Genomic DNA, 22491 nt, shown 5'->3' with positions numbered 1-22491 from the left:
ATGCCGGATCGCCTCGAACTGCTGCCCGCCGTCGACGTCGCCGACGGCCAGGCCGTCCGTCTGGTCCAGGGTGAGGCCGGGTCGGAGACCTCCTACGGCGACCCCCTCGCCGCCGCGCTGGCCTGGCAGTCCGCCGGCGCGGAGTGGATCCACCTGGTCGACCTCGACGCCGCGTTCGGCCGCGGCTCGAACCGCGAACTGCTGCACGAGGTGGTCGCCAAGCTCGACGTGAAGGTCGAGATGAGCGGCGGCATCCGCGACGACGAGTCCCTCGAGGCGGCCATGGCCACCGGGTGCGCCCGGGTGAACATCGGCACCGCCGCGCTGGAGAACCCGCAGTGGTGCGCCCGCGCGATCGCGCGGTGGGGCGACCGGGTCGCGGTCGGCCTCGACGTGCGTGGCACCACCCTCGCCGCCCGCGGCTGGACGAAGGAGGGCGGCGACATCTGGGAGGTGCTCGCCCGCCTCGACTCCGAGGGCTGCGCCCGCTACGTCGTCACCGACGTCACCAAGGACGGGACGCTGAAGGGCCCGAACCTCGACCTGCTCCGCGAGGTGTGCGCCCGCACCGACAAGCCGGTGGTCGCCTCCGGCGGTGTCTCCAGCCTGGACGACCTGCGCGCGATCGCCTCGTTGGTGCCGCTGGGCGTCGAGGGCGCGATCGTCGGCAAGGCGCTCTACGCGCAGGCGTTCACCCTCGAAGAGGCGCTCGCCGCCGTGGCCGCGGTCTGACCCTCCCAGAGCTGAAGGAGCGTCAGATGGGAGTCGCGGTTCGGGTCATCCCGTGTCTGGACGTCGACGCCGGCCGCGTGGTCAAGGGCGTCAACTTCCAGAATCTGCGCGACGCCGGTGACCCCGTCGAGCTCGCAAAGCGATACGACGCCGAGGGCGCCGACGAGCTGACGTTCCTCGACATCACCGCGTCCTCCAGCGACCGGTCGACGACGTACGAGATCGTGTCCCGCACCGCGGAGCAGGTCTTCATCCCGCTGACCGTCGGCGGCGGTGTCCGTACGGCGGCGGACGTCGACAAGCTCCTGCGCGCCGGCGCCGACAAGATCGGCGTCAACACCGCCGCCATCGCGCGCCCCGCGCTGATCGCCGAGATCGCCGACCGTTTTGGCAACCAGGTGCTCGTGCTCTCGATCGACGCGCGCCGTTGCCTCCCCGGCGACCCTCCGACGCCCTCGGGCTTCGAGGTCACCACCCACGGGGGCCGGAAGGGCACGGGCATCGACGCGATCGAGTGGTGCCGCCGCGGCGCCGAGCTCGGCGCCGGCGAGATCCTGCTGAACTCCATGGACGCCGACGGCACCAAGGACGGCTACGACCTCGAGATGCTCCGTCAGGTCCGCGAGATCGTGACCGTCCCGGTCATCGCCAGTGGGGGAGCCGGCAAGATCGAGGACTTCGCCCCCGCCGTCGGCGCCGGCGCCGACGCCGTCCTCGCCGCCAGTGTGTTCCACTTCGGCGACCTCCGGATCGGCGAGGTCAAGGACGCCCTTCGCTCCGCCGGCCACCCGGTGCGCTGACCGCACCGGGCGCCGGAACGCCGTCAGGTCAACGAGACTGACGTCTCGTCAGAACGTGCGCTCGCCGTTCTTCGCGATGCCGAGGCGGGGGAACTGGTCCGCGATCTCGGCGGCGAGCTCGAGGTAGGCCTGGTACGCGCCCTTGCCGAGCTGGGAGAGGTCGATCTGGCCACCCTCGGCCAGGTGCGGGTCGTACGGGACCGCGACGACGGCCCGGGTCCGCTTGGCGAAGTGGCTGATGATCTCGTCCAGGTGCACGGTCGCCGCCTGCGGCCGCACCGAGGTGACGACCGTGACGGACTCGCGCGCGAGCTCGGCGTAGTTGTGCGCCTCCAGCCAGTCCAGGGTCGCCGACGCGCTGCGCGCACCGTCGAGCGACGCGGAGGAGACGATGACGACCTGGTCGGCCTTGGCGAGCACGCCGACCATCGCCGAGTGCAGCAGACCGGTGCCGCAGTCGGTGAGGATCAGGTTGTAGAAGCGCTCGAGGATGTCGCTGATGATCCGGTAGTCGTTCTCCGAGAACGCCAGCGAGGCGAGGGGGTCCGACTCCGAGACGAGCACCTCGAGGCGCGAGTCGGCCTGGGCGGTGAACTCGCGGACCGCGGAGTACCGGTCGAGCTGCGCGCTGCGGGCCACGAAGTCACGGACGGTCGTGCGCGCCTGGCCCGGCACGATCTTGTCGCCGAGGGTGCCGCGGTCCGGGTTCGCGTCGATCGCGATGACGCGGTCCCGGCGCAGCGAGGCGAACATCGAGCCGAGCGCGGCGGCGGTCGTCGTCTTGCCGACGCCGCCCTTGAGCGAGATGACCGCGAGCCGGTGGCAGCCCGGGATCTCGGTGCGAACGCGCTCCTCGAACTCCATCTGCTCGCGTTCCTTGGACCCCGGCCCGAGGTTGACCAGGCCACCGGTCGCGGCGAGCACACCCTTGCGCCAGCCCTTGCCCGGCGGCTTCTTGCGCTGCTTGAGGACCTTGTCCGCGGTGAGGCTGTCGGCGGTCAGCTTCTCCGTGCTCACCGGCAGGTTGCGCGCCGGGGGCCGGTTCGCGGACGCGGCGGGAGCCGCCGTGCGCGTCGCGGGCCGCGGCGGGTTGTGCACCGGCAGCTGGATGTCGCCGGTCGCCTGCTTGGCGTCGTAGTCCTTGAACGGCTCGCCCGTCGGCTGCGCGCTGCGCCCCGGACGGTTCGGCCGCGCGCCCTTGACCGGCGCCTTCGGCAGGGGAGCCGCCGCGGCCGGGGACTGCGCCGGGGATGCCGGTGCGGGAGCCGGAGCCGGTGCCGGTGCCGGCGGCTGGACCGCGGCCGGGGAGGTGGCGGCGAGCGGGGTCGGCGGGGCCGGGGTGGCGGGGGCCTCGGCCTGGCTCGGCAGGCCGGAGCCCGGAGCCGGGAAGCCTTCGAACTTGCGGGTCGGCGGGTCGATGCCGCCGCCCCCGAGCGAACCGGGCGGGAACGGGGACGCGTTCGGGTCGCCGGGACGCAGGGCGTCGTAGTCCAGGTTGAGCGCGGCCGCGCGGCGGCGCAGCTCCGCGCTGCTCGGCAGACCGGTGGCGTCGGGGGCCGGGTCGCCCTTGTACTCCTCGGGCGAGAGCCCGAGCTGGTCGTAGATCCAGGTGCTGTCGTTGGGGTCCCGCTCACCGCCCGGGGCCGGGAGGTCCGTGGTCGAGGTGCGCGGCGCACCCGCCGCCGCACCGCTGCCCTTGCCGGTGTTCGAGCCCGTGCCCGAACTCGCCCCCGCCGGTCCGCCGGAGTTCGACGGCGCCGCAGCGGAGGCCGGGGGCGCGCTCTTGCTCGCGCCCTCGTTCCTGGCCGTGTTCTGCTGCGCCGGGTTCTCGCTCGGCGTGGTCATCGCGGCACCGCCCTCCGTGGGATCGTCCCCACCCCTGCCTCGGGTCTGGTCACTGAGCGCGACCGAGACCGAAGCATGATCCCACGCAATGTCCCACTCTGTGGGCGGCTCCAAGCGATGCCTGGCCATGATTCGAGCGCCTCCGCGGGAGGTTCGGGGCGATATGTACGGGCGTGGGCGAATCGCGCGTGCGGCGGCGGACGCCGGATGAGGACCATGCTCACATCTCGGACAGCCCGAATCGGGCTAAGCCGCGGGGTGTGTCTCCCGGTCGCAGAATCGCCCCGGTGATGACCGGTCCACGGAGCGTGACGGGAAACCGGAACGACGGCGAAACGAGCGGCGGGGCAGAATTCGGTCCCATGCCCTCGAAGTCCGCTCTCGATCCCGCGGTCGCCGCCGTGCTGCGCCGCGACGCCGCCGGCCTGTTCCCCGCCGTGGCCCAGCAGTGGGACACCGGGGAGGTGCTCATGGTCGGCTGGATGGACGACGAGGCACTGCACCGCACGCTCACCACCGGCCGCGTCACCTACTTCAGCCGCAGCCGGCAGGAGTACTGGACGAAGGGCGAGACGTCCGGCCACCGGCAGTGGGTGCACTCCGTCGCGCTCGACTGCGACGGCGACACCGTGCTCGTCCGCGTCGATCAGGAGGGGCCGGCGTGCCACACCGGCACCCGGACCTGCTTCGACGACTCGCGGGCCCTCGCCGCGGTGACGATCCCCGTCGACGAGCGCCCGAAGGTCGCCTCGTGACGCGCCTGACCGGCGAGATCGTGCCCGACCTCGACACGTTCCGCGCGCTCGCCGCCGACCGGAAGGTCATCCCGGTCTCGCGCCGGTTGCTCGCCGACGGCGAGACGCCGGTCGGGCTGTACCGCAAGCTCGCGGCCGAACGCCCGGGCACGTTCCTGCTCGAGTCGGCCGAGCACGGTCGCGTGTGGGGCCGGTACTCCTTCGTCGGGGTACAGGCGCCCGCGATGCTGACCGAGTCCGACGGCGTCGCGCGCTGGGTCGGCGGTCCGCCGGCGGGCGTCCCCACCGAGGGCGACCCGCTGCAGGTCCTGCGCGGCACGGTCGAGGCGTTGCGAACGCGTTCCACCACAGCGTTCACCGGGTCCGGGCCCGACCTCCCGCCGCTGACCGGCGGACTCGTCGGGTTCATCGGTTACGACGCCGTACGGCGGTTGGAACGCCTGCCGGAGAAGGCGGTCGACGACCTGCACCTGCCCGAGCTCGCGATGCTGCTTGCGACCGATCTCGCCGTCCTCGACCACGAGGACGGCTCGGTGGTGCTCATCGCGAACGCCGTCAACTGGGACGGCAGCGACTCCGGGGTCGACGCGGCCTACTCCTCCGCGTGCGAGCGGCTGGCGGCGATGACCGCGGACCTCGCCCGTCCCGTCGGCTCCAGCGCCGCGCACCTCGACTGGGACGGCACGGTCGACTACACGTCGAACACGACCCGCGAGGACTACATGGCCGCGGTCGAGCGCGCGGTCGAGGAGATCCACGCCGGCGAGGCGTTCCAGATCGTCGTCAGCCAGCGGTTCTCGATGCCGACGTCGGCGAGCGCGCTCGACATCTACCGCGTGCTGCGCCTGACGAACCCGAGCCCGTACCTGTACCTGCTGCGCTTCCCGGGCCCGGACGGCGGGGCCGAGGGCGGCTTCGACGTGGTCGGGTCCAGCCCCGAGGCGCTGGTCAAGGTGCAGGAGGGCCGGGCGATGATGCACCCGATCGCCGGCAGTCGCCCGCGCGGGTCGACGCCCGAGCACGACGTCGAGCTCGGCGTCGAACTGCTGGCCGACCCGAAGGAACGCGCCGAGCACCTGATGCTCGTCGACCTCGGCCGCAACGACCTGGGCCGGGTGTGCGCGCCCGGCAGTGTCGAGGTCGTCGACTTCATGTCGGTCGAGCGCTACTCGCACATCATGCACATCGTCTCGACGGTGGTCGGGCGGCCGAGCGAGGACCAGACCGCCTTCGACGTGCTGGCCGCGTGCTTCCCGGCGGGCACCCTCTCGGGCGCCCCGAAGCCGCGCGCGATGGAGATCATCGAGGAGCTCGAGCCGACCCGGCGCGCGCTCTACGGCGGCGTCGTCGGCTATCTGGACTTCGCCGGTGACCTCGACACCGCGATCGCGATCCGCACCGCGCTGCTCCGCGACGGCGTCGCGTACGTGCAGGCGGGCGCGGGCATCGTCGCCGACTCCGACCCGGCGACCGAGGACCAGGAGTGCCGGAACAAGGCGGCCGCGGTGCTGCGGGCGGTCGCGGCGGCGGAGACGCTGCGACCGGTCACCTGAGGGCGGCGCCGTGAACTCACGCCGGGAGGCCGTGCTCGCCCTGCTCGGCGGCATCGGCGGCGCCGTGCTGACGCTGTTCGCCGCCAGCCGCCCCTGGGCCGACGGACAGGCCGTGCAGGGCACGCTGCGCGCCCCCCTGGAGGTCAGCGGCGGCTCGCTGGTGCCGGTCGTCCCCGCGCTCGGGCTCGCCGCGCTCGCCGGCGTCCTCGCCGTCCTCGCGACGCGCGGCTGGGCGCGCACGGTCGTCGGCGCGGTCGTCGCGCTCTGTGGCCTCGTCGTCGCCGGATCCGCGCTGACACAACGGGATCCGGACTCCGACGAGCTCGCGCGCCGGGCCGGCGACGCGCTCGGCACCGCGACCGCGACGGCCGCCGGCGGCGGCACCGCGTGGCCCTGGCTCGCGCTCGTCGGCGGGTTGCTGATCGCCGCCGCCGGCCTCGCCACCGCGGCGCGCGGGCGCGCGTGGCCGGCGATGTCGTCGCGGTACGAGCGTCCCGTGGCGGACGAGGAATCGAGCGCTCGGACGCAGCCGCGAGCGAACCGGACGGCGGACACCGCGCTCGATCAGTGGCGTGCGATCGACCGCGGTCATGACCCGACCGATGGGCCGGTCCAGAGCGCCGAGTGACGCGGACTACGATCCTGCTCAACGTCGCCGCCGCTTTTCCGGCGACCGGCGGAAGCCGATCTGGAGAGGGGAACCGTCCTGGTGTCCGTGCTCGAAGAGATCCTCAGCGGCGTTCGCGAGGATCTGGCACAGCGCCAGGAGGTCGTCACCCTCGACGCGCTCAAGGAACGCGTTGCGCGCATGGCCGAACCGCGCGACGGGCTGGCGGCTCTGCAGGTGCCGGGCGTCGGTGTCATCGCCGAGGTCAAGCGCTCCAGCCCGTCGAAGGGCGCGCTGGCCGCGATCGCCGACCCGGCCCGTCTGGCCGCGGACTACGAGGCCGGCGGCGCCGCCGTGATCAGTGTCCTCACCGAGAAGCGTCGCTTCGGTGGCGAGCTCGCCGACCTCACCGCGGTGCGGGCTCGCGTCGACGTGCCCATCCTGCGCAAGGACTTCATCTTCTCCAGCTACCAGCTGTGGGAGGCCCGCGCGCACGGCGCGGACCTGGTGCTGCTGATCGTCGCCGCGCTCGAGCAGAACGCGTTGATCTCGCTCATCGAGCGCACCGAGTCCCTCGGCATGACGCCGCTGGTCGAGGTGCACACCGAGGAGGAGACGCACCGCGCGGTCGACGCCGGAGCGAAGCTCATCGGCGTCAACGCGCGCAACCTCAAGACGCTCGAGGTCGACCGCGACACGTTCGGTCGCCTCGCCCCCCTGATCCCGGACTCCATCGTCACCATCGCCGAGTCCGGCGTGCGCGGTCCGCACGACGTCATCGAGTACGGCCGGCAGGGCGCGGACGCGGTGCTGGTCGGCGAGAGCCTCGTGACCGGACAGGACCCGCAGGCCGCGGTGCGTGACCTCGTCGCAGCGGGTGCGCATCCCGCGTTGAAGAAGGGCCGGCACTGTGGCTGACGCCGCAGTGGTGCCGGACGAACACGGCCTCTTCGGCGACTACGGCGGACGGTTCGTCCCCGAGGCGCTGATGGCGGCGCTGGACCAGCTGACCGCGGAGTTCACGGCGGCGCAGGCCGACCCGAACTTCCGCGCCGAGCTGTCGGGGCTGCTCGGCAGTTACACCGGCCGGCCGTCGCCGATCACCGAGGTGCCGCGGTTCGCCGAGCACGCCGGTGGCGCGCGGATGATCCTCAAGCGCGAGGACCTGAACCACACGGGCTCGCACAAGATCAACAACGTCCTCGGCCAGGCCCTGCTCACCCGACGCATGGGCAAGACGCGCGTCATCGCCGAGACCGGCGCGGGCCAGCACGGCGTCGCGACCGCCACCGCGTGCGCGCTGCTCGGCCTCGACTGCGTCGTGTACATGGGCGAGGAGGACACCCGGCGGCAGGCGCTCAACGTCGCTCGCATGAAGCTGCTCGGCGCCGAGGTTCGTCCGGTGTCCACCGGCAGCCGCACGCTGAAGGACGCGATCAACGAGGCGCTGCGCGACTGGGTCGCGAACGTCGACAACACGCACTACCTGCTCGGCACCGTCGCCGGTCCGCACCCGTTCCCGTACCTGGTCCGCGAGTTCCACCGCGTCATCGGGCAGGAGGCCCGCGCGCAGGTGCTCGAGCTGACCGGCGGTCTGCCCGACGCCGTCTGCGCGTGCGTGGGCGGCGGATCCAACGCGATCGGCATCTTCTACGACTTCATCCCCGACGCCGACGTGAAGCTGTTCGGTTTCGAGGCCGCCGGTGACGGCGTCGAGACCGGCCGCCACGCGGCGACGATCACCGGTGGTGCCCCGGGCGTCCTGCACGGCGCGCGCTCGTACCTGTTGCAGGACGAGGAGGGGCAGACGCGAGAGAGCCACTCCATCTCCGCCGGCCTCGACTACCCGGGCGTCGGGCCCGAGCACGCGTGGCTCGCCGACACCGGCCGCGCGACCTACCGTGCGATCACCGACGCCGAGGCGATGGACGCGTTCCAGTTGCTCTGCCGTACCGAGGGCATTATCCCGGCGATCGAGAGCTCGCACGCCCTCGCCGGCGCGCTCGTCGTCGGACGCGAACTCGGTCCCGACGCCACCGTCCTCGTCAACCTCTCCGGGCGTGGGGACAAGGACGTTGACACCGCCGCCACGTGGTTCGGGCTGGTGTGAGTTGAGCGTCGCAGTTCCGAGCAGGCCGTCATGAGCAGAGTGGCGGAGGCGTTCGCGAAGGCGGCCGCGGAGAACCGCGCCGCGCTCGTCGGGTACCTGCCCGCGGGCTTCCCGACGCAGCAGGGCGGCATCGACGCGTTTACCGCGATGGTGGCCGCCGGCGTGGACGTCGTCGAGGTCGGGCTGCCCTACAGCGACCCGGTGCTCGACGGTCCGACGATCCAGCAGGCCGCGGACCGCGCGCTGGCGGGCGGGACGCGCATCAAGGACGTGCTCGCGACCGTCGAGGCCGTCGCGGCCACCGGGGCGGCCACCGTCGTCATGACCTACTGGAACCCGGTGCTGCGCTACGGGGTGGAGCGGTTCGCCGCGGACCTCGCCGCCGCCGGGGGAGCGGGCCTGATCACCCCGGACCTGACGCCGGACTCGGGCACCGACTGGCTCGCCGCCTCCGACGCTTGCAACCTCGACCGGATCTTCCTCGTCGCGCCCTCGTCCTCGCCCGAGCGCATCGCGATGACGGTGAAGGCCTGCCGCGGTTTCGTCTACGCCACCGCGGTCATGGGCGTCACCGGCGCCCGCGAGCAGACCTCGGACGCGGCCCCGCCGCTGGTCGCGCGGATCCAGACGGTCATGGAGGAGAACGGCGTCGAGCTTCCCGTCGGCGTCGGGCTCGGGGTCTCCAACGGCGCGCAGGCCGCCGAGGTCGCGAGCTACGCCGACGGCGTCATCGTCGGCTCGGCGTTCGTGCGCCGCCTGCTCGACGCGCCCGACGTCGCCACCGGCGTGGCCGGCTGCGCGGACCTGGCCGCCGACCTCGCCGCGGGTGTCCGCGCCGGGCGGTGAGCCGGTGATCCTCGCCTCGATCCCCAGTCCGTCCGAGGGCGTGTGGCACGTCGGTGGGTTCCCGATCCGCGGCTACGCGCTCTGCATCGTCGTCGGGATCCTGATCGCGATCGTCGTCGGCGACAAGCGCTTCGTGGCGCGCGGCGGGAAGCCCGGCCAGATCGCGGACGTCGCCATGTGGGCCGTGCCGTTCGGCATCGTCGGCGGCCGGATCTACCACGTGATCACGACGCCCGACGACTACTTCGGCGACGGCGGGAAGCCCCTCGACGCCGTCAAGATCTGGGAGGGCGGCCTCGGCATCTGGGGCGCGATCGCCCTCGGCGGCGTCGGCGCCTGGATCGGCGCCCGGCAGGCCGGTCTGGCCTGGCCGCCGATCGCCGACGCCGTCGTCCCCGGCATCGCCCTCGCGCAGGCCGCCGGCCGGTGGGGCAACTGGTTCAACCAGGAGCTCTACGGCAAGCCCACCGACCTGCCCTGGGCCCTCGAGATCGACCCCGAGCACCGGCCCTCCGCGACCCCCGACGCCGCGACCTACCACCCGACGTTCCTCTACGAGTCGCTGTGGTGCATCGGCGTCGCGGCGCTGCTGATCTGGGCCGACCGGCGCTTCAACCTCGGCCGCGGCCAGGTGTTCGCGCTCTACGTCGCGGTCTACTGCACGGGCCGGTTCTGGATCGAGGCGCTCCGCGTCGACACCGCGCACGAGTTCGCCGGGATGCGCCTGAACAACTGGACCTCGATCCTCCTCTTCGCCGCCGCGGTCGCGTTCCTGGTGATCTCCCGCCGCCGCGGCGACCGCCGCGAACCCACCCCGTACCGGGTCGGGCGTGAAGCGGCGAGCGAGACCCCCGCCGCCGAGATTCCGGCCCCGGAGAGTCCGGCGGCGGACGAGCGGTGACCCCGCGGCTCGGAGCAGCCGTCCTGACCGCACTCCTGCTGGCCGGGTGCGGGGGCGGCGGCGCGGGCGGGGAGGCCGAGGAGATCGGCGAGCTCGCGCGCACCGTGGTCACGGCCGCCCCCGGCGCGGCCCGGTGCGAGGCGTGGTTCACGCCGGAGTTCGTCACGACCGTCTACGGGGACGCCGAGACCTGCGCCCGGGTCGGTGCCGCCGCCGACCCGGCGGACACGGCGACCGGGGTGTCGGTGGCCGACCTCACCGTGGACGGCGACAGCGCCACCGCGGCGGTGACCGCGCAGGGCGGGTCCGCGGACGGAGCCCGGGGAATCTGGGTCTTCGCCCGCAGCGAGGGGGAGTGGCGGGTCGCCGAGTGGCGGACCGACTACCTGCGCTCGATCTTCCGCGCCCAGTTCGGGCCCGCGTACACGGTCGCGGGGGACGACGACCCCTTCCGGGACCCGGAGGTCCGGGCCTGCATCAGCGCCGCCTTCCAGTCCCTCGCCGACCCCGAGTTCCGCGCCACCGCCCACGAGATCCTCCGCGACTCCCGGGCGGCGGACGACGCCGTGCGGCGCTGGTACTTCGGGTGCGTCGACGGCGAGGGCCGGACCGAGGAGGGCGGCGTCTCCGAGTTGCGGCGGATCTTCGAGGAGGGCCTGCGCGGGGCGGACGTCCCCCGCGAGGTCGTGGACTGCGCCATCCGCAGGCTGCGGACGACGGTGACCGACGACGAGATCCGGCGGATGGGGGCCGACGGCGCCCCGGCGCCCCCGCCCGGGGTCCAGCAGCGGGTCAACGCGGCGACGACGGTCTGCGTCGAGCAGTTGACCGAGCGCTGACCCGTGGTTGCCCGGTGCCAGGTGGGGCAGGCCCCGTGCACAATTGCACATAGGGCGCTCGCACCAGGTGAGGTAGGCTTTCTCATCGCCGCTGGGCCAGTGCCGTCCCGACAGAGTGGTTGCGCCCTCGGCTTCCTCTCGGCCGTGTGCGCGCCACAGATGCGCCGACCAAAGCGCGCCGACCCGGCGTGCGGACCGAAGCGCGCCGACCACAGCAGCGCCGACGAGCCGTCCGCCCGACGCTCGCCCCTCGTCCGGACTCGATATCAGGAGTGGCTCATGCCTGCGGCCGCACCCGGGAGCCCGTTCCGCTCCGGACCGGTTCCCCAAGGCCTCTACACCGGCCGCCACGAGCACGACGCCTGCGGCGTCGCGTTCGTCGCCACCATGACCGGGGTCCCCTCCTACGACATCGTCGCCAAGGCGCTGGTCGCCCTCCGCAACCTGGAGCACCGGGGTGCGGCGGGGTCCGACCCCGACTCGGGTGACGGCGCCGGCATCCTCACGCAGATCCCCGACGCCTTCTTCCGGGAGGTCGTCGACTTCGAGCTGCCCGAGCCCGGCACGTACGCGGTCGGCATGGCGTTCCTGCCCCACGACAAGGTCGCGCGGGCGCAGGCCGAGACCGCCATCGAGGCGATGGCCCCGGAGGAGGGCCTGGTCGTCCTCGGGTGGCGCGACGTGCCCGTCACCCCGGCCCTGCTCGGCGCCGGCTCCCGCGCCACCGTGCCGGTCTTCCGCCAGCTGTTCGTGGCCTCGGCGCAGGACTGGGCCGCGTCCGCGTGGCTCGGCGGCGACGACGGCCTCGCCCTGGAGCGGCAGGCGTTCGTGCTGCGCAAGCGCGCCGAGCGCGAGGCGGGGGTCTACTTCCCGAGCCTGAGCTCCCGCACGACCGTCTACAAGGGCATGCTGACCACCGGCCAGCTCGAGCCCTTCTTCCCGGACCTGTCCGACCGGCGCTTCACCACGGCGATCGCGCTCGTGCACTCCCGGTTCTCGACGAACACGTTCCCGTCCTGGGAGCTCTCGCACCCGTACCGCTACATCGCGCACAACGGCGAGATCAACACCGTCCAGGGGAACCGGAACTGGATGCGGGCGCGCGAGTCGCAGCTCGTCACCGACCTGATCCCCGGCGACCTGGAGCGGATCTTCCCGATCTGCACCGCCGGCGCGAGCGACTCCGCGAGTTTCGACGAGGTGCTCGAGCTGCTGCACCTCGGTGGCCGGTCGCTGCCGCACGCGGTGCTGATGATGATCCCGGAGGCCTGGGAGAACAACGCGGGCATGGAGTCCGCGCGACGCGCGTTCTACGAGTTCCACTCCACGGTCATGGAGCCCTGGGACGGCCCGGCCTGCGTCACCTTCACCGACGGCAAGCTCGTCGGCGCGGTGCTCGACCGCAACGGTCTGCGCCCCTCGCGCTTCTGGGTCACCGACGACGGTCTCGTCGTCCTCGCCTCCGAGGTCGGCGTCCTCGACATCGACCCGGACAAGGTGGTCCGCAAGGGCCGCCTGCAGCCGGGCCGCATGTTCCTCGTCGACACCGAGGAGCACCGCATCGTCGAGGACTCCGAGATCAAGGCCGGCCTCGCGTCGGAACACCCGTACGACGAGTGGCTGCACGCCGGCCTGATCCGGCTCGACCAGCTCCCCGAGCGCGAGCACATCGTGCACACCCACTCCTCGGTGACGCGGCGTCAGCAGACGTTCGGCTACACCGAGGAGGAGCTGCGCGTCCTGCTCGTGCCGATGGCGCGCGCCGGGATGGAGCCGATCGGCTCCATGGGTACGGACACCCCGATCGCGGTGCTGTCCTCCCGGCCGCGGCTGCTGTTCGACTACTTCACCCAGCTGTTCGCGCAGGTCACCAACCCGCCGCTGGACGCGATCCGCGAGGAGCTCGTCACCTCGCTCTCGACGTCGATCGGTCCCGAGGTCAACCTGCTGTCCTCGACGCCGAGCCACTGCCGCCAGGTGGTGCTCCCGTTCCCGGTCATCGACAACGACGAGCTGGCCAAGCTCGTCCACATCAACGCCGACGGCGACAAGCCCGGCCTGAAGTCGGTGAACATCTCCGGCCTCTACGAGGTCGACGGCGGCGGCGCCGCGCTCGAGGCGCGCCTCGACGCGATCTGCGCCGAGGTCTCGGCCGCGATCGCGGACGGCGCCCGGATTCTCGTGCTCTCGGACCGGCACTCGGACGCCGAGCACGCCCCGATCCCGTCGCTGCTCCTCACCGGCGCCGTGCACCACCACCTGATCCGCGAGAAGACCCGCACCCGCGTCGGCCTCGTCGTCGAGACCGGCGACGTGCGCGAGGTCCACCATGTCGCGCTCCTGATCGGCTTCGGCGCCTCCGCGGTCAACCCGTACCTGGCGATGGAGACGGTCGAGGACCTCGCCAACGCCGAGGTGCTGCTGCAGATCGAGCCCGAGAAGGCGGTCCGCAACCTCGTCAAGGCGCTCGGCAAGGGCGTCCTCAAGGTCATGTCGAAGATGGGCGTCTCGACCGTGGGCTCGTACCACGGCGCGCAGATCTTCGAGGCGATCGGCCTCTCGCAGGAGCTGATCGACAAGTACTTCACCGGCTGCACCAGCCAGCTCGGCGGCGTCGGTCTCGACGTCCTCGCCGAGGAGGTCCGGCGTCGGCACCGCGTCGCGTACCCGCCGAACGGGATCGCGCCGACGCACCGCACGCTCGAGATCGGCGGCGAGTACCAGTGGCGCCGCGAGGGCGAGCCGCACCTGTTCGACCCGGAGACGGTCTTCCGCCTGCAGCACTCCACGCGCGCGCGGCGGTACGACATCTTCAAGCAGTACTCGAACCGCGTCGACGAGCAGTCGAAGCGGCTCATGACGCTGCGCGGTCTGTTCGCGCTCAAGGAGGGCGTCCGCCCGCCGGTGCCGATCGACGAGGTCGAGCCGGTCAGCGAGATCGTGAAGCGCTTCAACACCGGCGCGATGAGCTACGGCTCGATCTCGCAGGAGGCGCACGAGACCCTCGCGATCGCGATGAACCGCCTCGGCGGTCGCTCCAACACCGGTGAGGGTGGCGAGGACGTCGAGCGCCTCCACGATCCCGAGCGCCGCTCCGCGGTCAAGCAGGTCGCGTCCGGTCGCTTCGGCGTCACGGCCGAGTACCTGACGAACTCGGACGACATCCAGATCAAGATGGCGCAGGGCGCTAAGCCCGGCGAGGGTGGCCAGCTGCCCGGTCCGAAGGTCTACCCGTGGATCGCGAAGACGCGGCACTCGACGCCCGGCGTCGGCCTGATCTCGCCGCCCCCGCACCACGACATCTACTCGATCGAGGACCTCGCCCAGCTCATCCACGACCTGAAGAACTCGAACCCGGCCGCGCGCATCCACGTGAAGCTCGTCGCCGAGATCGGGGTCGGCACGGTCGCGGCGGGTGTGTCCAAGGCCCACGCCGACGTCGTCCTGATCTCCGGTCACGACGGCGGCACCGGCGCCTCGCCGCTGACGTCGCTCAAGCACGCCGGCGGTCCGTGGGAGCTCGGCCTCGCCGAGACCCAGCAGACGCTGCTGCTCAACGGCCTGCGCGACCGGATCGTGGTCCAGACCGACGGTCAGCTCAAGACCGGCCGGGACGTCGTCGTCGCCGCGCTGCTCGGTGCGGAGGAGTACGGCTTCGCGACCGCGCCGCTCGTGGTCTCGGGCTGCATCATGATGCGCGTCTGTCACCTGGACACCTGCCCGGTCGGCATCGCGACCCAGAACCCCGTCCTGCGTGAGCGCTACTCGGGCAAGGCCGACTTCGTCGTGAACTACTTCGAGTTCGTGGCGCAGGAGGTGCGCGAGTACCTCGCCGCCCTTGGCTTCCGCAGCCTCGACGAGGCGATCGGCCACGCCGAGTTCCTCGACACCTCGGCCGCGGTAGACCACTGGAAGGCCAGCGGTCTCGACCTGAGCCCGATCCTGCACGTGCCGGACCTGCCCGAGGGCACCCCCCGGTACTGCGTCACCGCGCAGGACCACGGCCTGGACAAGGCACTGGACAACCAGCTGATCCAGATCTGCCGGGACGCGATCGAGAGCTCGGTGCCGGTCCGCGCGCAGGTCCCGATCCGCAACGTCAACCGCACCGTCGGCACGATGCTCGGCCACGAAGTGACCAAGCGTCACGGCGGTGCCGGTCTGCCCGACGGGACGATCGACATCACCTTCACCGGTTCGGCCGGTCAGTCGTTCGGCGCGTTCGTGCCCGCCGGCATCACGCTGCGGCTCGAGGGCGACGCGAACGACTACCTCGGCAAGGGCCTGTCCGGCGGCCGCCTGGTCGTCCGCCCGGACCGGAACGCGCCGTTCGTGGCCGAGGAGAACGTGATCGCCGGCAACGTCATCGCCTACGGCGCGACGGCCGGGGAGATCTACCTGCGCGGCGTGGTCGGCGAGCGGTTCTGCGTCCGCAACTCCGGCGTGACCGCGGTCGTCGAGGGCGTGGGTGACCACGCCTGCGAGTACATGACCGGTGGTCGCGTCGTGATCCTCGGTGCGACCGGTCGCAACGTCGGCGCCGGCATGTCCGGCGGCATCGCGTACATCCTCGACCTCGACCCGAGCGACGTGAACGGCGAGATGGTCGACCTCGACCCGCTCGACGACGCCGACCGCGAGTTCCTGCGAACGACGATCGCCCGGCACGCCGAGGAGACGGGTTCCGCCGTCGCCCAGGCCCTGCTCGCCGACGGGGACGCCGTGTTCGCGCGGTTCAGCAAGGTCATGCCGCGGGACTACAAGCGGGTTCTCGCCGCCGCGGCGGCGGCCGAGGCCGAAGGACTGACCGGCGACGACGTCGTCAAGCGTGTGATGGAGGCGTCCCATGGCTGACCCCCGCGGCTTTCTCACCACGGGCCGGGAGGTCGCGAAGCGGCGTCCGGTCGACGAGCGGCTGAACGACTGGCACGAGGTCTACCCCGAGGAGGGGCTGGGCCGCGCGCTGCTGCCGATCATCACCAAGCAGGCCGGGCGCTGCATGGACTGCGGCATCCCGTTCTGCCACTCCGGCTGCCCGCTGGGCAACCTGATCCCGGAGTGGAACGACCTGGTGTGGCGCGGTGACTGGCGCGAGGCCATCGAGCGGCTGCACGCGACCAACAACTTCCCGGAGTTCACCGGTCGCCTCTGCCCGGCTCCGTGCGAGCCGGCCTGCGTGCTCGGCATCAACTCCGAGCCGGTGACGATCAAGAACGTCGAGGTCTCGATCATCGACCGCGCCTGGTCGGACGGCCTCGTCACGCCGCAGCCGCCGGACCGCCTGTCGGCCAAGACCGTCGCGGTCATCGGCTCCGGCCCGGCCGGCCTCGCCGCTGCGCAGCAGCTCACCCGCGTCGGCCACACCGTGGCGGTGTACGAGCGCGCCGACCGCATCGGCGGCCTGCTGCGCTACGGCATCCCCGAGTTCAAGATGGAGAAGCGGTACCTGGACCGCCGCCTGCGCCAGATGAAGCAGGAGGGCACCAAGTTCCGGCCCGGCGTGAACGTCGGCGTGGACATCACGGCGGAGCAGCTGCAGGCGAAGTACGACGCGGTCGTGATCGCCGTCGGCGCGACGGCCTGGCGCGACCTTCCGGTGCCCGGGCGCGAGCTGAACGGCATCCACCAGGCGATGGAGTACCTGCCCTGGGGGAACCGCTTCGCCGAGGGGGACATCACCGAGTTCCCGATCACCGCCGAGGGCAAGCACGTCGTCATCATCGGTGGCGGTGACACCGGCGCGGACTGCCTCGGCACCGCGCACCGGCAGAAGGCGCTCTCGGTCACGCAGCTGGAGATCCTGCCCACGCCGCCGGAGGACCGGCCCGCGAACCAGCCCTGGCCGACGTACCCGATGATCCTGCGCACCGCCTCCGCCCACGAGGAGGGTGGCGAGCGCGTGTACTCGGTCTCGACCAAGCGCTTCGTCGACGACGGCAACGGCAACGTTCAGGCGCTCGTGCTCTCCGAGGTCCAGTTCGTCGACGGCAAGCTCGAAGAGGTGCCCGGCACCGAGCGCGAGATCCCGGCCGACATCGTGTTCCTCGCGATGGGCTTCGTCGGCCCCGAGAAGAGCGAGCTGCTCACCGGTCTCGGAGTCGAGTACGACGAGCGCGGCAACGTCCGTCGCGACGAGGACTACATGTCCTCCGTCGAGGGCGTGTTCGTCGCGGGCGACGCCGGCCGCGGCCAGTCGCTCATCGTCTGGGCGATCGCGGAGGGCCGCGCCTGCGCGGCCGCCGTCGACCGTTTCCTCACCGGCAGCACCAATCTGCCGGCCCCGATCCCGCCCTCGGCGCGCCCGCTCGTCGTGTGATCTCCGTTGCGTCCGGCCGCCGGTGGCGTATCGAGCACCGTCGGCCGGACGCGCGGGCTCTAGGGTCGGATTCATGCGCCGCGCGAAGATCATCTGCACCCTGGGGCCGGCCACCGAGTCCGCGGAGCAGATCCGGGCCCTCGTCGACGCCGGGATGGACATCGCCCGGCTGAACCTCAGTCACGGTTCCTATGAGGAGCACGAGGCGCGGTACCACCGCGTGCGCGCGGCCTCGGACGCCGCGGGTCGCGCGGTCGGCATCCTCGTCGACCTGCAGGGGCCGAAGATCCGCCTCGGTCGCTTCGCCGACGGGCCGGTGGAGTTGGTCGCGGGCGCCCCGTTCACGATCACCACCCGCGACGTCCCCGGCGACGCGAACGTCGTCTCGACGACCTACCCGGGGCTGCCGCGCGACTGCGAGCCCGGTGATTCGATCCTCGTCGACGACGGGCGCATCAGCCTGCAGGTGCTGTCGACGACCGGCACCGACGTGCACACCGTCGTGGTCGACGGAGGCACCGTCAGCAACTCCAAGGGCCTGAACCTGCCGGGCGTCGCCGTCGGTGTGCCGGCGCTGTCGGAGAAGGATGTCGCCGACCTGCGCTGGGCCCTGCAGCTGCGCGCGGACCTCATCGCGCTGTCCTTCGTGCGCGACGCGAAGGACGTCGAGCAGGTGCACGCGATCATGGACGAGGTCGGCGTCCGGCTGCCGGTCATCGCGAAGCTCGAGAAGCCGCAGGCCGTCGAGAACCTCGAGGAGATCATCGCGGCCTTCGACGGCGTCATGGTCGCCCGCGGTGACCTCGGCGTGGAGCTGCCGCTCGAGGACGTCCCGCTCGTGCAGAAGCACGCGATCCTGTCCACCCGCATCAAGGCCAAGCCGGTCATCGTCGCGACGCAGATGCTCGACTCGATGATCGAGGATCCCCGGCCCACCCGCGCCGAGACGTCCGACGTCGCGAACGCCGTGCTCGACGGCGCCGACGCGCTGATGCTCTCCGGCGAGACGAGCGTCGGGAAGCACGCGCTGACGGCGGTCCGCACGATGGCGCGGATCATCGAGGCCGTCGAGGAGGACACCCTCGCCCTCGGCCCGCCGCTGGGCCCGCCGATCACCCTCGGGGGAGCGATCGCACGCGCCGCGACCGAGGTGGGCGAGGCCGCCGAGGCCAAGTACCTCGTCGCGTTCACCCAGTCCGGTCAGAGCGCGCGCCGCCTGGCCCGGTACCGCTCACCGATCCCCGTGCTCGCGTTCACCCCCGTGCCGGAGGTGCGCAACCAGCTGGCCCTGACGTGGGGTGTGGAGACGTTCCTCGTCCCCGAGGTCCGCCACACGGACGAGATGGTCAAGCAGGTCGACGCCACGCTCCTGCAGCTGGGCCGCGTCGAGATCGGCGATCGCATCGTCATCATCGCCGGCTCCCCGCCCGGGATCCCGGGCTCCACCAACGCCATGCGGGTCCACCGCATGGGCGACGCCGTGAACCTCATCGTGCCGGCGTACGGCGACGACTGAGTGCCGGGAGCGGGATTCGAACCCGCACGTCCTTGTGGGGACAGATGGGTTTGAGCCATCCGCGTCTGCCATTCCGCCACCCCGGCCGGTGCGGAGCCAAGCCTAGAGGGCGGCCGCACCGCCGGACGGCGGGTCCTGCGCATCGAGCGGCCGTCCCCTCCACGGTCACCGAGCACGCGGCCTCACCCCTCGGGTGTCGCGAGCGAAACCGGGCCGGGGCCGCCGCATCGGCGGACCCCGGCCGCAGTGCGGCGACGAACTCCCGGGTGGCGGCGCCGGCCGCGGGGCGAGGTGTGCTCATCAGGACGACTCCCGTGACGCAGGGCTATCAGTGACGACGTGTGCGTACCGGTGTGGCGGAACGGTCCGAGGTTTTCTCGGGATAGGGTCCGTCGCAATCGGATGCGTCCATTCGGGGCGATTCGGGACAGGTCCGGCGCACTCGGCGGTGGGGTGGGCGGCGGGCACTAGGCTCGCCCTGTGACCGATCCCAGCGCCGCGCCCCCCGTGGACAACAGCCGTCGCGTGGTCATCGCCGAGGACGAGGCCCTGATCCGCATGGACCTGGCGGAGATGCTCCAGGAGGAGGGCTTCGACGTCGTCGCCGAGGCCACGAACGGCCAGGAGGCCGTCGACCTCGTCGCGAAGCACGCGCCCGGCCTGGTCATCCTCGATGTCAAGATGCCCGTGATCGACGGCATCACCGCGGCCGAGCAGATCGTGGCCGCCCGCGGTGCCGCCGTGGTCATGCTGACCGCCTTCTCGCAGAAGGAGCTCGTCGCCCGGGCCCGCGACGCCGGTGTGATGGCCTACGTCGTCAAGCCGTTCACGAAGAACGACCTGCTGCCGGCCATCGAGATGGCGGTCTCCCGGCACGCCGAGATCGTCGCGCTCGAGCAGGAGGTCTCCGGCCTCACCGAGCGGCTGGAGATCCGCAAGCTCGTGGACCGCGCGAAGGGCGCCCTGCAGACCAAGTACGGGCTGAGCGAGCCCGAGGCGTTCCGCTGGATCCAGAAGGCGTCGATGGACCGTCGGATGACCATGAAAGAGGTCGCCGAGGTGATCATCGAGGACTTCGCGTCCCAGCCCATCGTGACCCCCGAGGGCTGATCACCCCGCCGTCGGAGTGCGGGCCCGACGTGGTGCTCGCCACGGTCGTTCCGCCCAAAACGGGCGAATGTCGCAGTTCAAGATCACGAACCGGACACGGCTTGATCTGACCTGCCGCAAGTCACCCGAGGTGCTGCCCTCACTCCACTAAGTTCCGAGCCACAACGCCGTGCCTCACCAACGCGAAGGACGCTCGTCTTCGTGGTCGGAGCGGCGAACTGGTTGAGAAGGAGAAGTTCCTCATGGCACGTGCCTTCCCCGCCGCCAAGGCGCTTGCGCTGGTGGCCGCGGCCGCTCTCGCGCTGTCCGCCTGCGGTGACGATGACGACGACGAGGCGAACGCGGACGCGACCGCCAGCGCCTCGACCAAGGTCAACACCGGCAACGGCGTGCTGAAGATCGGCACGCTCCTGCCCGAGACCGGCAACCTGCAGATCCTGGGCCCGCCGGAGATCGCGGCCGTGAAGCTCGCGGTCCAGGACATCAACGCCGCCGGCGGCGTGCTCGGCAAGAACGTCGAGCTGGAGCAGGCGGACTCCGGCGACACCTCGACCGACATCGCGTCGCAGTCGGTGAACCGTCTGCTCGACGCGGGTGTCGACTCGATCATCGGTGCCGCGTCCTCGTCGGTGACGCTGAAGGTCATCGACCGCATCACCGGCAGCGGCGTGCTCCAGATCTCGCCGGCCAACACCTCGACGACCCTGACGGACTACCCGGACAAGGGTCTGTACTTCCGCACCGCGCCCTCGGACATCTACCAGGGCCGCGTCGTGGGCCAGACCGCGCTGGACGACGGTGCCGAGACCCTCGGCATCCTCGCGCTGCAGGACGCGTACGGCACCAGCCTCGCGGACCAGGCCGAGAAGGCGTTCACGGACGGCGGCGGCGAGGTCGTCTCCAAGAAGATCTACGACCCGAAGGCCAGTGAGTTCGCGGCCGAGGTCGGCCAGCTGAAGTCGGCGGACCCCGACGCGATCGCGCTGATCGGCTTCGAGGAGTCCAGCAAGATCATCGATGAGATGGTCAAGCAGGGCATCCTGCCGCTGAAGTCCGGCAAGACCATGTACATGGTCGACGGCAACATGTCGAACGCCAGCTACGCGAAGATGACCGCGGGCACGATGGAGGGTGTCAAGGGCACCATCCCGGGCTCGAAGCCGCAGGACGACTTCGTCGCCAAGCTGAAGGGCTTCGACTCCAGCCTGAAGGACTACAGCTACGCCGGTGAGGCCTACGACGCCGTCGTCCTCGTCGCGCTCGCGGCCGAGGCGGCCAACAGCGACGCGGGTGTCGACATCGCCAAGAAGATGGTCGAGGTCTCCTCGGGCGGCGAGAAGTGCGGCACGTTCGCCGAGTGCGTGAAGCTCCTGCAGGAGGACAAGGACATCGACTACGACGGCCAGTCCGGCCGCGTCGAGTTCGACTCGAACGGCAACCCGACCGTTGCCTCGATGGGTATCTACCAGTACGGCAACGACAACCAGTACAAGGCGCTGAAGTTCGTGACCGGCCCGATCTCCGGTGGCGCGTCCACCACGGAGTCGGCCGACAACGACACCAAGCCGGGTGCCACGGCGTCGCCGTCCGCGACCGCGACCAGCGGCAGCGAGAGCGCCAGCGGCTCGGCCTCCGAGGCCGAGGAGGAGGAGGAGGAGTCGGCGTCGCCCAGCGCCACCGCCACCTCGACCCCGTAACACCGACGAGGAAGGGCCCCACCGTCAGGTGGGGCCCTTTCTCTTTTGCGTAACGTCAGCGAGAACGAGCGCTATGGCGCGCGATCTCGCTGACGCTACGGGGGAGTGACGTGGTGTCAGGCCTTGGCGAGGGTGCCGAGGTAGAGCTCGATGACCTTCGGGTCGTTGATCAGGGCCTTGCCGGTGCCCGTGTAGGCGTTGCGGCCCTGGTCGAGGACGTAGCCGCGGTGGCAGATCTGCAGGCAACGGCGGGCGTTCTGCTCGACCATCACGACGGTGACGCCGGTGCGGTTGATCTGCTTGGTCCGGATGAAGACCTCGTCCTGCAGGGCGGGGGAGAGGCCGGCCGACGGCTCGTCGAGCAGCAGGACCGACGGCTCGAGCATCAGCGCCCGGCCCATCGCGACCATCTGCCGCTCACCGCCGGACAACGAGCCCGCCCGCTGGTTCTTGCGGGCGCCGAGGGTGGGGAACAGGTCGCACACGTAGGCGAAGCGCTCCTTGAAGCGCTTGGGCTGCTGGAAGACCCCCATCTGGAGGTTCTCCTCGATGGTCAGGTTCCCGAAGACGTTGTTCGTCTGCGGCACGAACCCGACTCCGCGGGAGACGAGCTTGTTGGCCTTGAAGCCGGTGATGTCCTCCCCGCGCAGCGTCACGTTGCCCGAGCGCACCGGCACGAGGCCGAAGAGCGCCTTGAGCAGCGTGGACTTGCCGGCGCCGTTCGGGCCGATGATCGCGACGAGCTCCCCGGGCGCGGCGTGGAGGTCGCAGCCGTTGAGGATGTCGACCCCCGGCACGTACCCGGCGACGAGGTTCGACGCCCGCAACAGGGCCTCGGGGGCGGGCGGCGGGACGCCCGGCGGA

17 protein-coding genes and 1 tRNA gene are annotated in these 22491 nt (G+C 71.7%); 15 read left to right on the top strand and 3 right to left on the bottom strand.

Annotated elements, in window-relative coordinates; translation table 11 throughout:
* Together priA and hisF are read left to right on the top strand one after the other, a co-directional pair.
* Entirely contained in the window at positions 1-732 is a 732-nt protein-coding gene (priA, locus tag SPOPO_RS0123595) for a bifunctional 1-(5-phosphoribosyl)-5-((5-phosphoribosylamino)methylideneamino)imidazole-4-carboxamide isomerase/phosphoribosylanthranilate isomerase PriA (RefSeq protein ID WP_019877617.1), read from the top strand.
* A gap of 26 nt (positions 733-758) precedes the next feature.
* The gene (hisF, locus tag SPOPO_RS0123590) at positions 759-1532 is read left to right on the top strand and encodes an imidazole glycerol phosphate synthase subunit HisF (protein WP_019877616.1); all 774 of its coding nucleotides are present in this window, start codon (positions 759-761) and stop codon (positions 1530-1532) included.
* A 48-nt stretch (positions 1533-1580) separates the two neighbouring features.
* Here hisF and SPOPO_RS31335 read toward each other — a convergent pair whose 3' ends face one another.
* Positions 1581-3377, bottom strand: coding sequence for a nucleotide-binding protein (locus SPOPO_RS31335; RefSeq protein WP_019877615.1), 1797 nt, complete (start codon positions 3375-3377; stop codon positions 1581-1583).
* Between the two features lie 362 nt (positions 3378-3739).
* Here SPOPO_RS31335 and hisI point away from each other — a divergent pair, with 362 nt between their 5' ends.
* The 11 genes from hisI (at position 3740) to pyk (ending at position 18820) form a co-directional block, all read left to right on the top strand.
* A complete protein-coding gene (gene hisI / locus SPOPO_RS0123580) occupies positions 3740-4132 on the top strand; it encodes a phosphoribosyl-AMP cyclohydrolase (protein WP_019877614.1) in 393 nt (130 codons plus the stop codon).
* A complete protein-coding gene (locus SPOPO_RS0123575) occupies positions 4129-5685 on the top strand; it encodes an anthranilate synthase component I (RefSeq protein ID WP_019877613.1) in 1557 nt (518 codons plus the stop codon). Before hisI ends, SPOPO_RS0123575 begins: the two co-directional genes overlap by 4 nt.
* 10 nt (positions 5686-5695) lie before the next feature.
* Complete coding sequence (locus SPOPO_RS31330; RefSeq protein ID WP_019877612.1) at positions 5696-6313, top strand: Trp biosynthesis-associated membrane protein; 618 nt, start codon at positions 5696-5698, stop codon at positions 6311-6313.
* Positions 6314-6394: 81 nt separating this feature from the next.
* Positions 6395-7210 carry an indole-3-glycerol phosphate synthase TrpC gene (gene trpC, locus SPOPO_RS0123565; protein WP_019877611.1) on the top strand — a complete coding sequence of 272 codons (816 nt, stop codon included), beginning with the start codon at positions 6395-6397 and terminating at the stop codon, positions 7208-7210.
* The gene (gene trpB / locus SPOPO_RS0123560) at positions 7203-8402 is read left to right on the top strand and encodes a tryptophan synthase subunit beta (RefSeq protein WP_028985052.1); all 1200 of its coding nucleotides are present in this window, start codon (positions 7203-7205) and stop codon (positions 8400-8402) included. The genes trpC and trpB overlap by 8 nt, the downstream gene beginning before the upstream one ends.
* A gap of 30 nt (positions 8403-8432) precedes the next feature.
* On the top strand, positions 8433-9248 hold the full coding sequence (gene trpA / locus SPOPO_RS0123555) for a tryptophan synthase subunit alpha (protein WP_028985051.1): 816 nt from the start codon (positions 8433-8435) through the stop codon (positions 9246-9248).
* Entirely contained in the window at positions 9229-10149 is a 921-nt protein-coding gene (gene lgt, locus SPOPO_RS31325; RefSeq protein WP_019877607.1) for a prolipoprotein diacylglyceryl transferase, read from the top strand. The genes trpA and lgt overlap by 20 nt, the downstream gene beginning before the upstream one ends.
* A complete protein-coding gene (locus SPOPO_RS0123545) occupies positions 10146-10988 on the top strand; it encodes a hypothetical protein (RefSeq protein ID WP_019877606.1) in 843 nt (280 codons plus the stop codon). The genes lgt and SPOPO_RS0123545 overlap by 4 nt, the downstream gene beginning before the upstream one ends.
* 279 nt (positions 10989-11267) lie before the next feature.
* Positions 11268-15842, top strand: coding sequence for a glutamate synthase large subunit (gene gltB, locus SPOPO_RS0123540; protein ID WP_019877605.1), 4575 nt, complete (start codon positions 11268-11270; stop codon positions 15840-15842).
* A complete protein-coding gene (locus SPOPO_RS0123535; protein ID WP_019877604.1) occupies positions 15835-17304 on the top strand; it encodes a glutamate synthase subunit beta in 1470 nt (489 codons plus the stop codon). Before gltB ends, SPOPO_RS0123535 begins: the two co-directional genes overlap by 8 nt.
* Before the next feature lie 73 nt (positions 17305-17377).
* Positions 17378-18820: a pyruvate kinase gene (gene pyk / locus SPOPO_RS0123530; protein ID WP_019877603.1), complete on the top strand. Its 1443-nt coding sequence runs from the start codon at positions 17378-17380 to the stop codon at positions 18818-18820.
* Between the two features lies 1 nt (position 18821).
* Here pyk and SPOPO_RS0123525 read toward each other — a convergent pair.
* Positions 18822-18906: transfer RNA gene (locus SPOPO_RS0123525), tRNA-Leu, on the bottom strand.
* Positions 18907-19300: 394 nt separating this feature from the next.
* Between SPOPO_RS0123525 and SPOPO_RS0123520 the strand changes: the two genes are divergently transcribed.
* On the top strand, positions 19301-19930 hold the full coding sequence (locus SPOPO_RS0123520) for an ANTAR domain-containing response regulator (protein WP_245541746.1): 630 nt from the start codon (positions 19301-19303) through the stop codon (positions 19928-19930).
* Between the two features lie 242 nt (positions 19931-20172).
* On the top strand, positions 20173-21627 hold the full coding sequence (locus tag SPOPO_RS0123515; protein ID WP_019877601.1) for an ABC transporter substrate-binding protein: 1455 nt from the start codon (positions 20173-20175) through the stop codon (positions 21625-21627).
* Positions 21628-21743: 116 nt separating this feature from the next.
* Here SPOPO_RS0123515 and SPOPO_RS0123510 read toward each other — a convergent pair whose 3' ends face one another.
* Complete coding sequence (locus SPOPO_RS0123510) at positions 21744-22457, bottom strand: ABC transporter ATP-binding protein (RefSeq protein ID WP_342672920.1); 714 nt, start codon at positions 22455-22457, stop codon at positions 21744-21746.
* Positions 22458-22491: the final 34 nt, after the last annotated feature.

This window comes from Sporichthya polymorpha DSM 43042, from assembly GCF_000384115.1.
Classification (GTDB): Bacteria; Actinomycetota; Actinomycetes; order Sporichthyales; family Sporichthyaceae; genus Sporichthya; species Sporichthya polymorpha.
The sequence above is the reverse complement of the archived record's forward strand: the minus strand, read 5'-3'. Positions and strand labels throughout refer to the sequence as shown.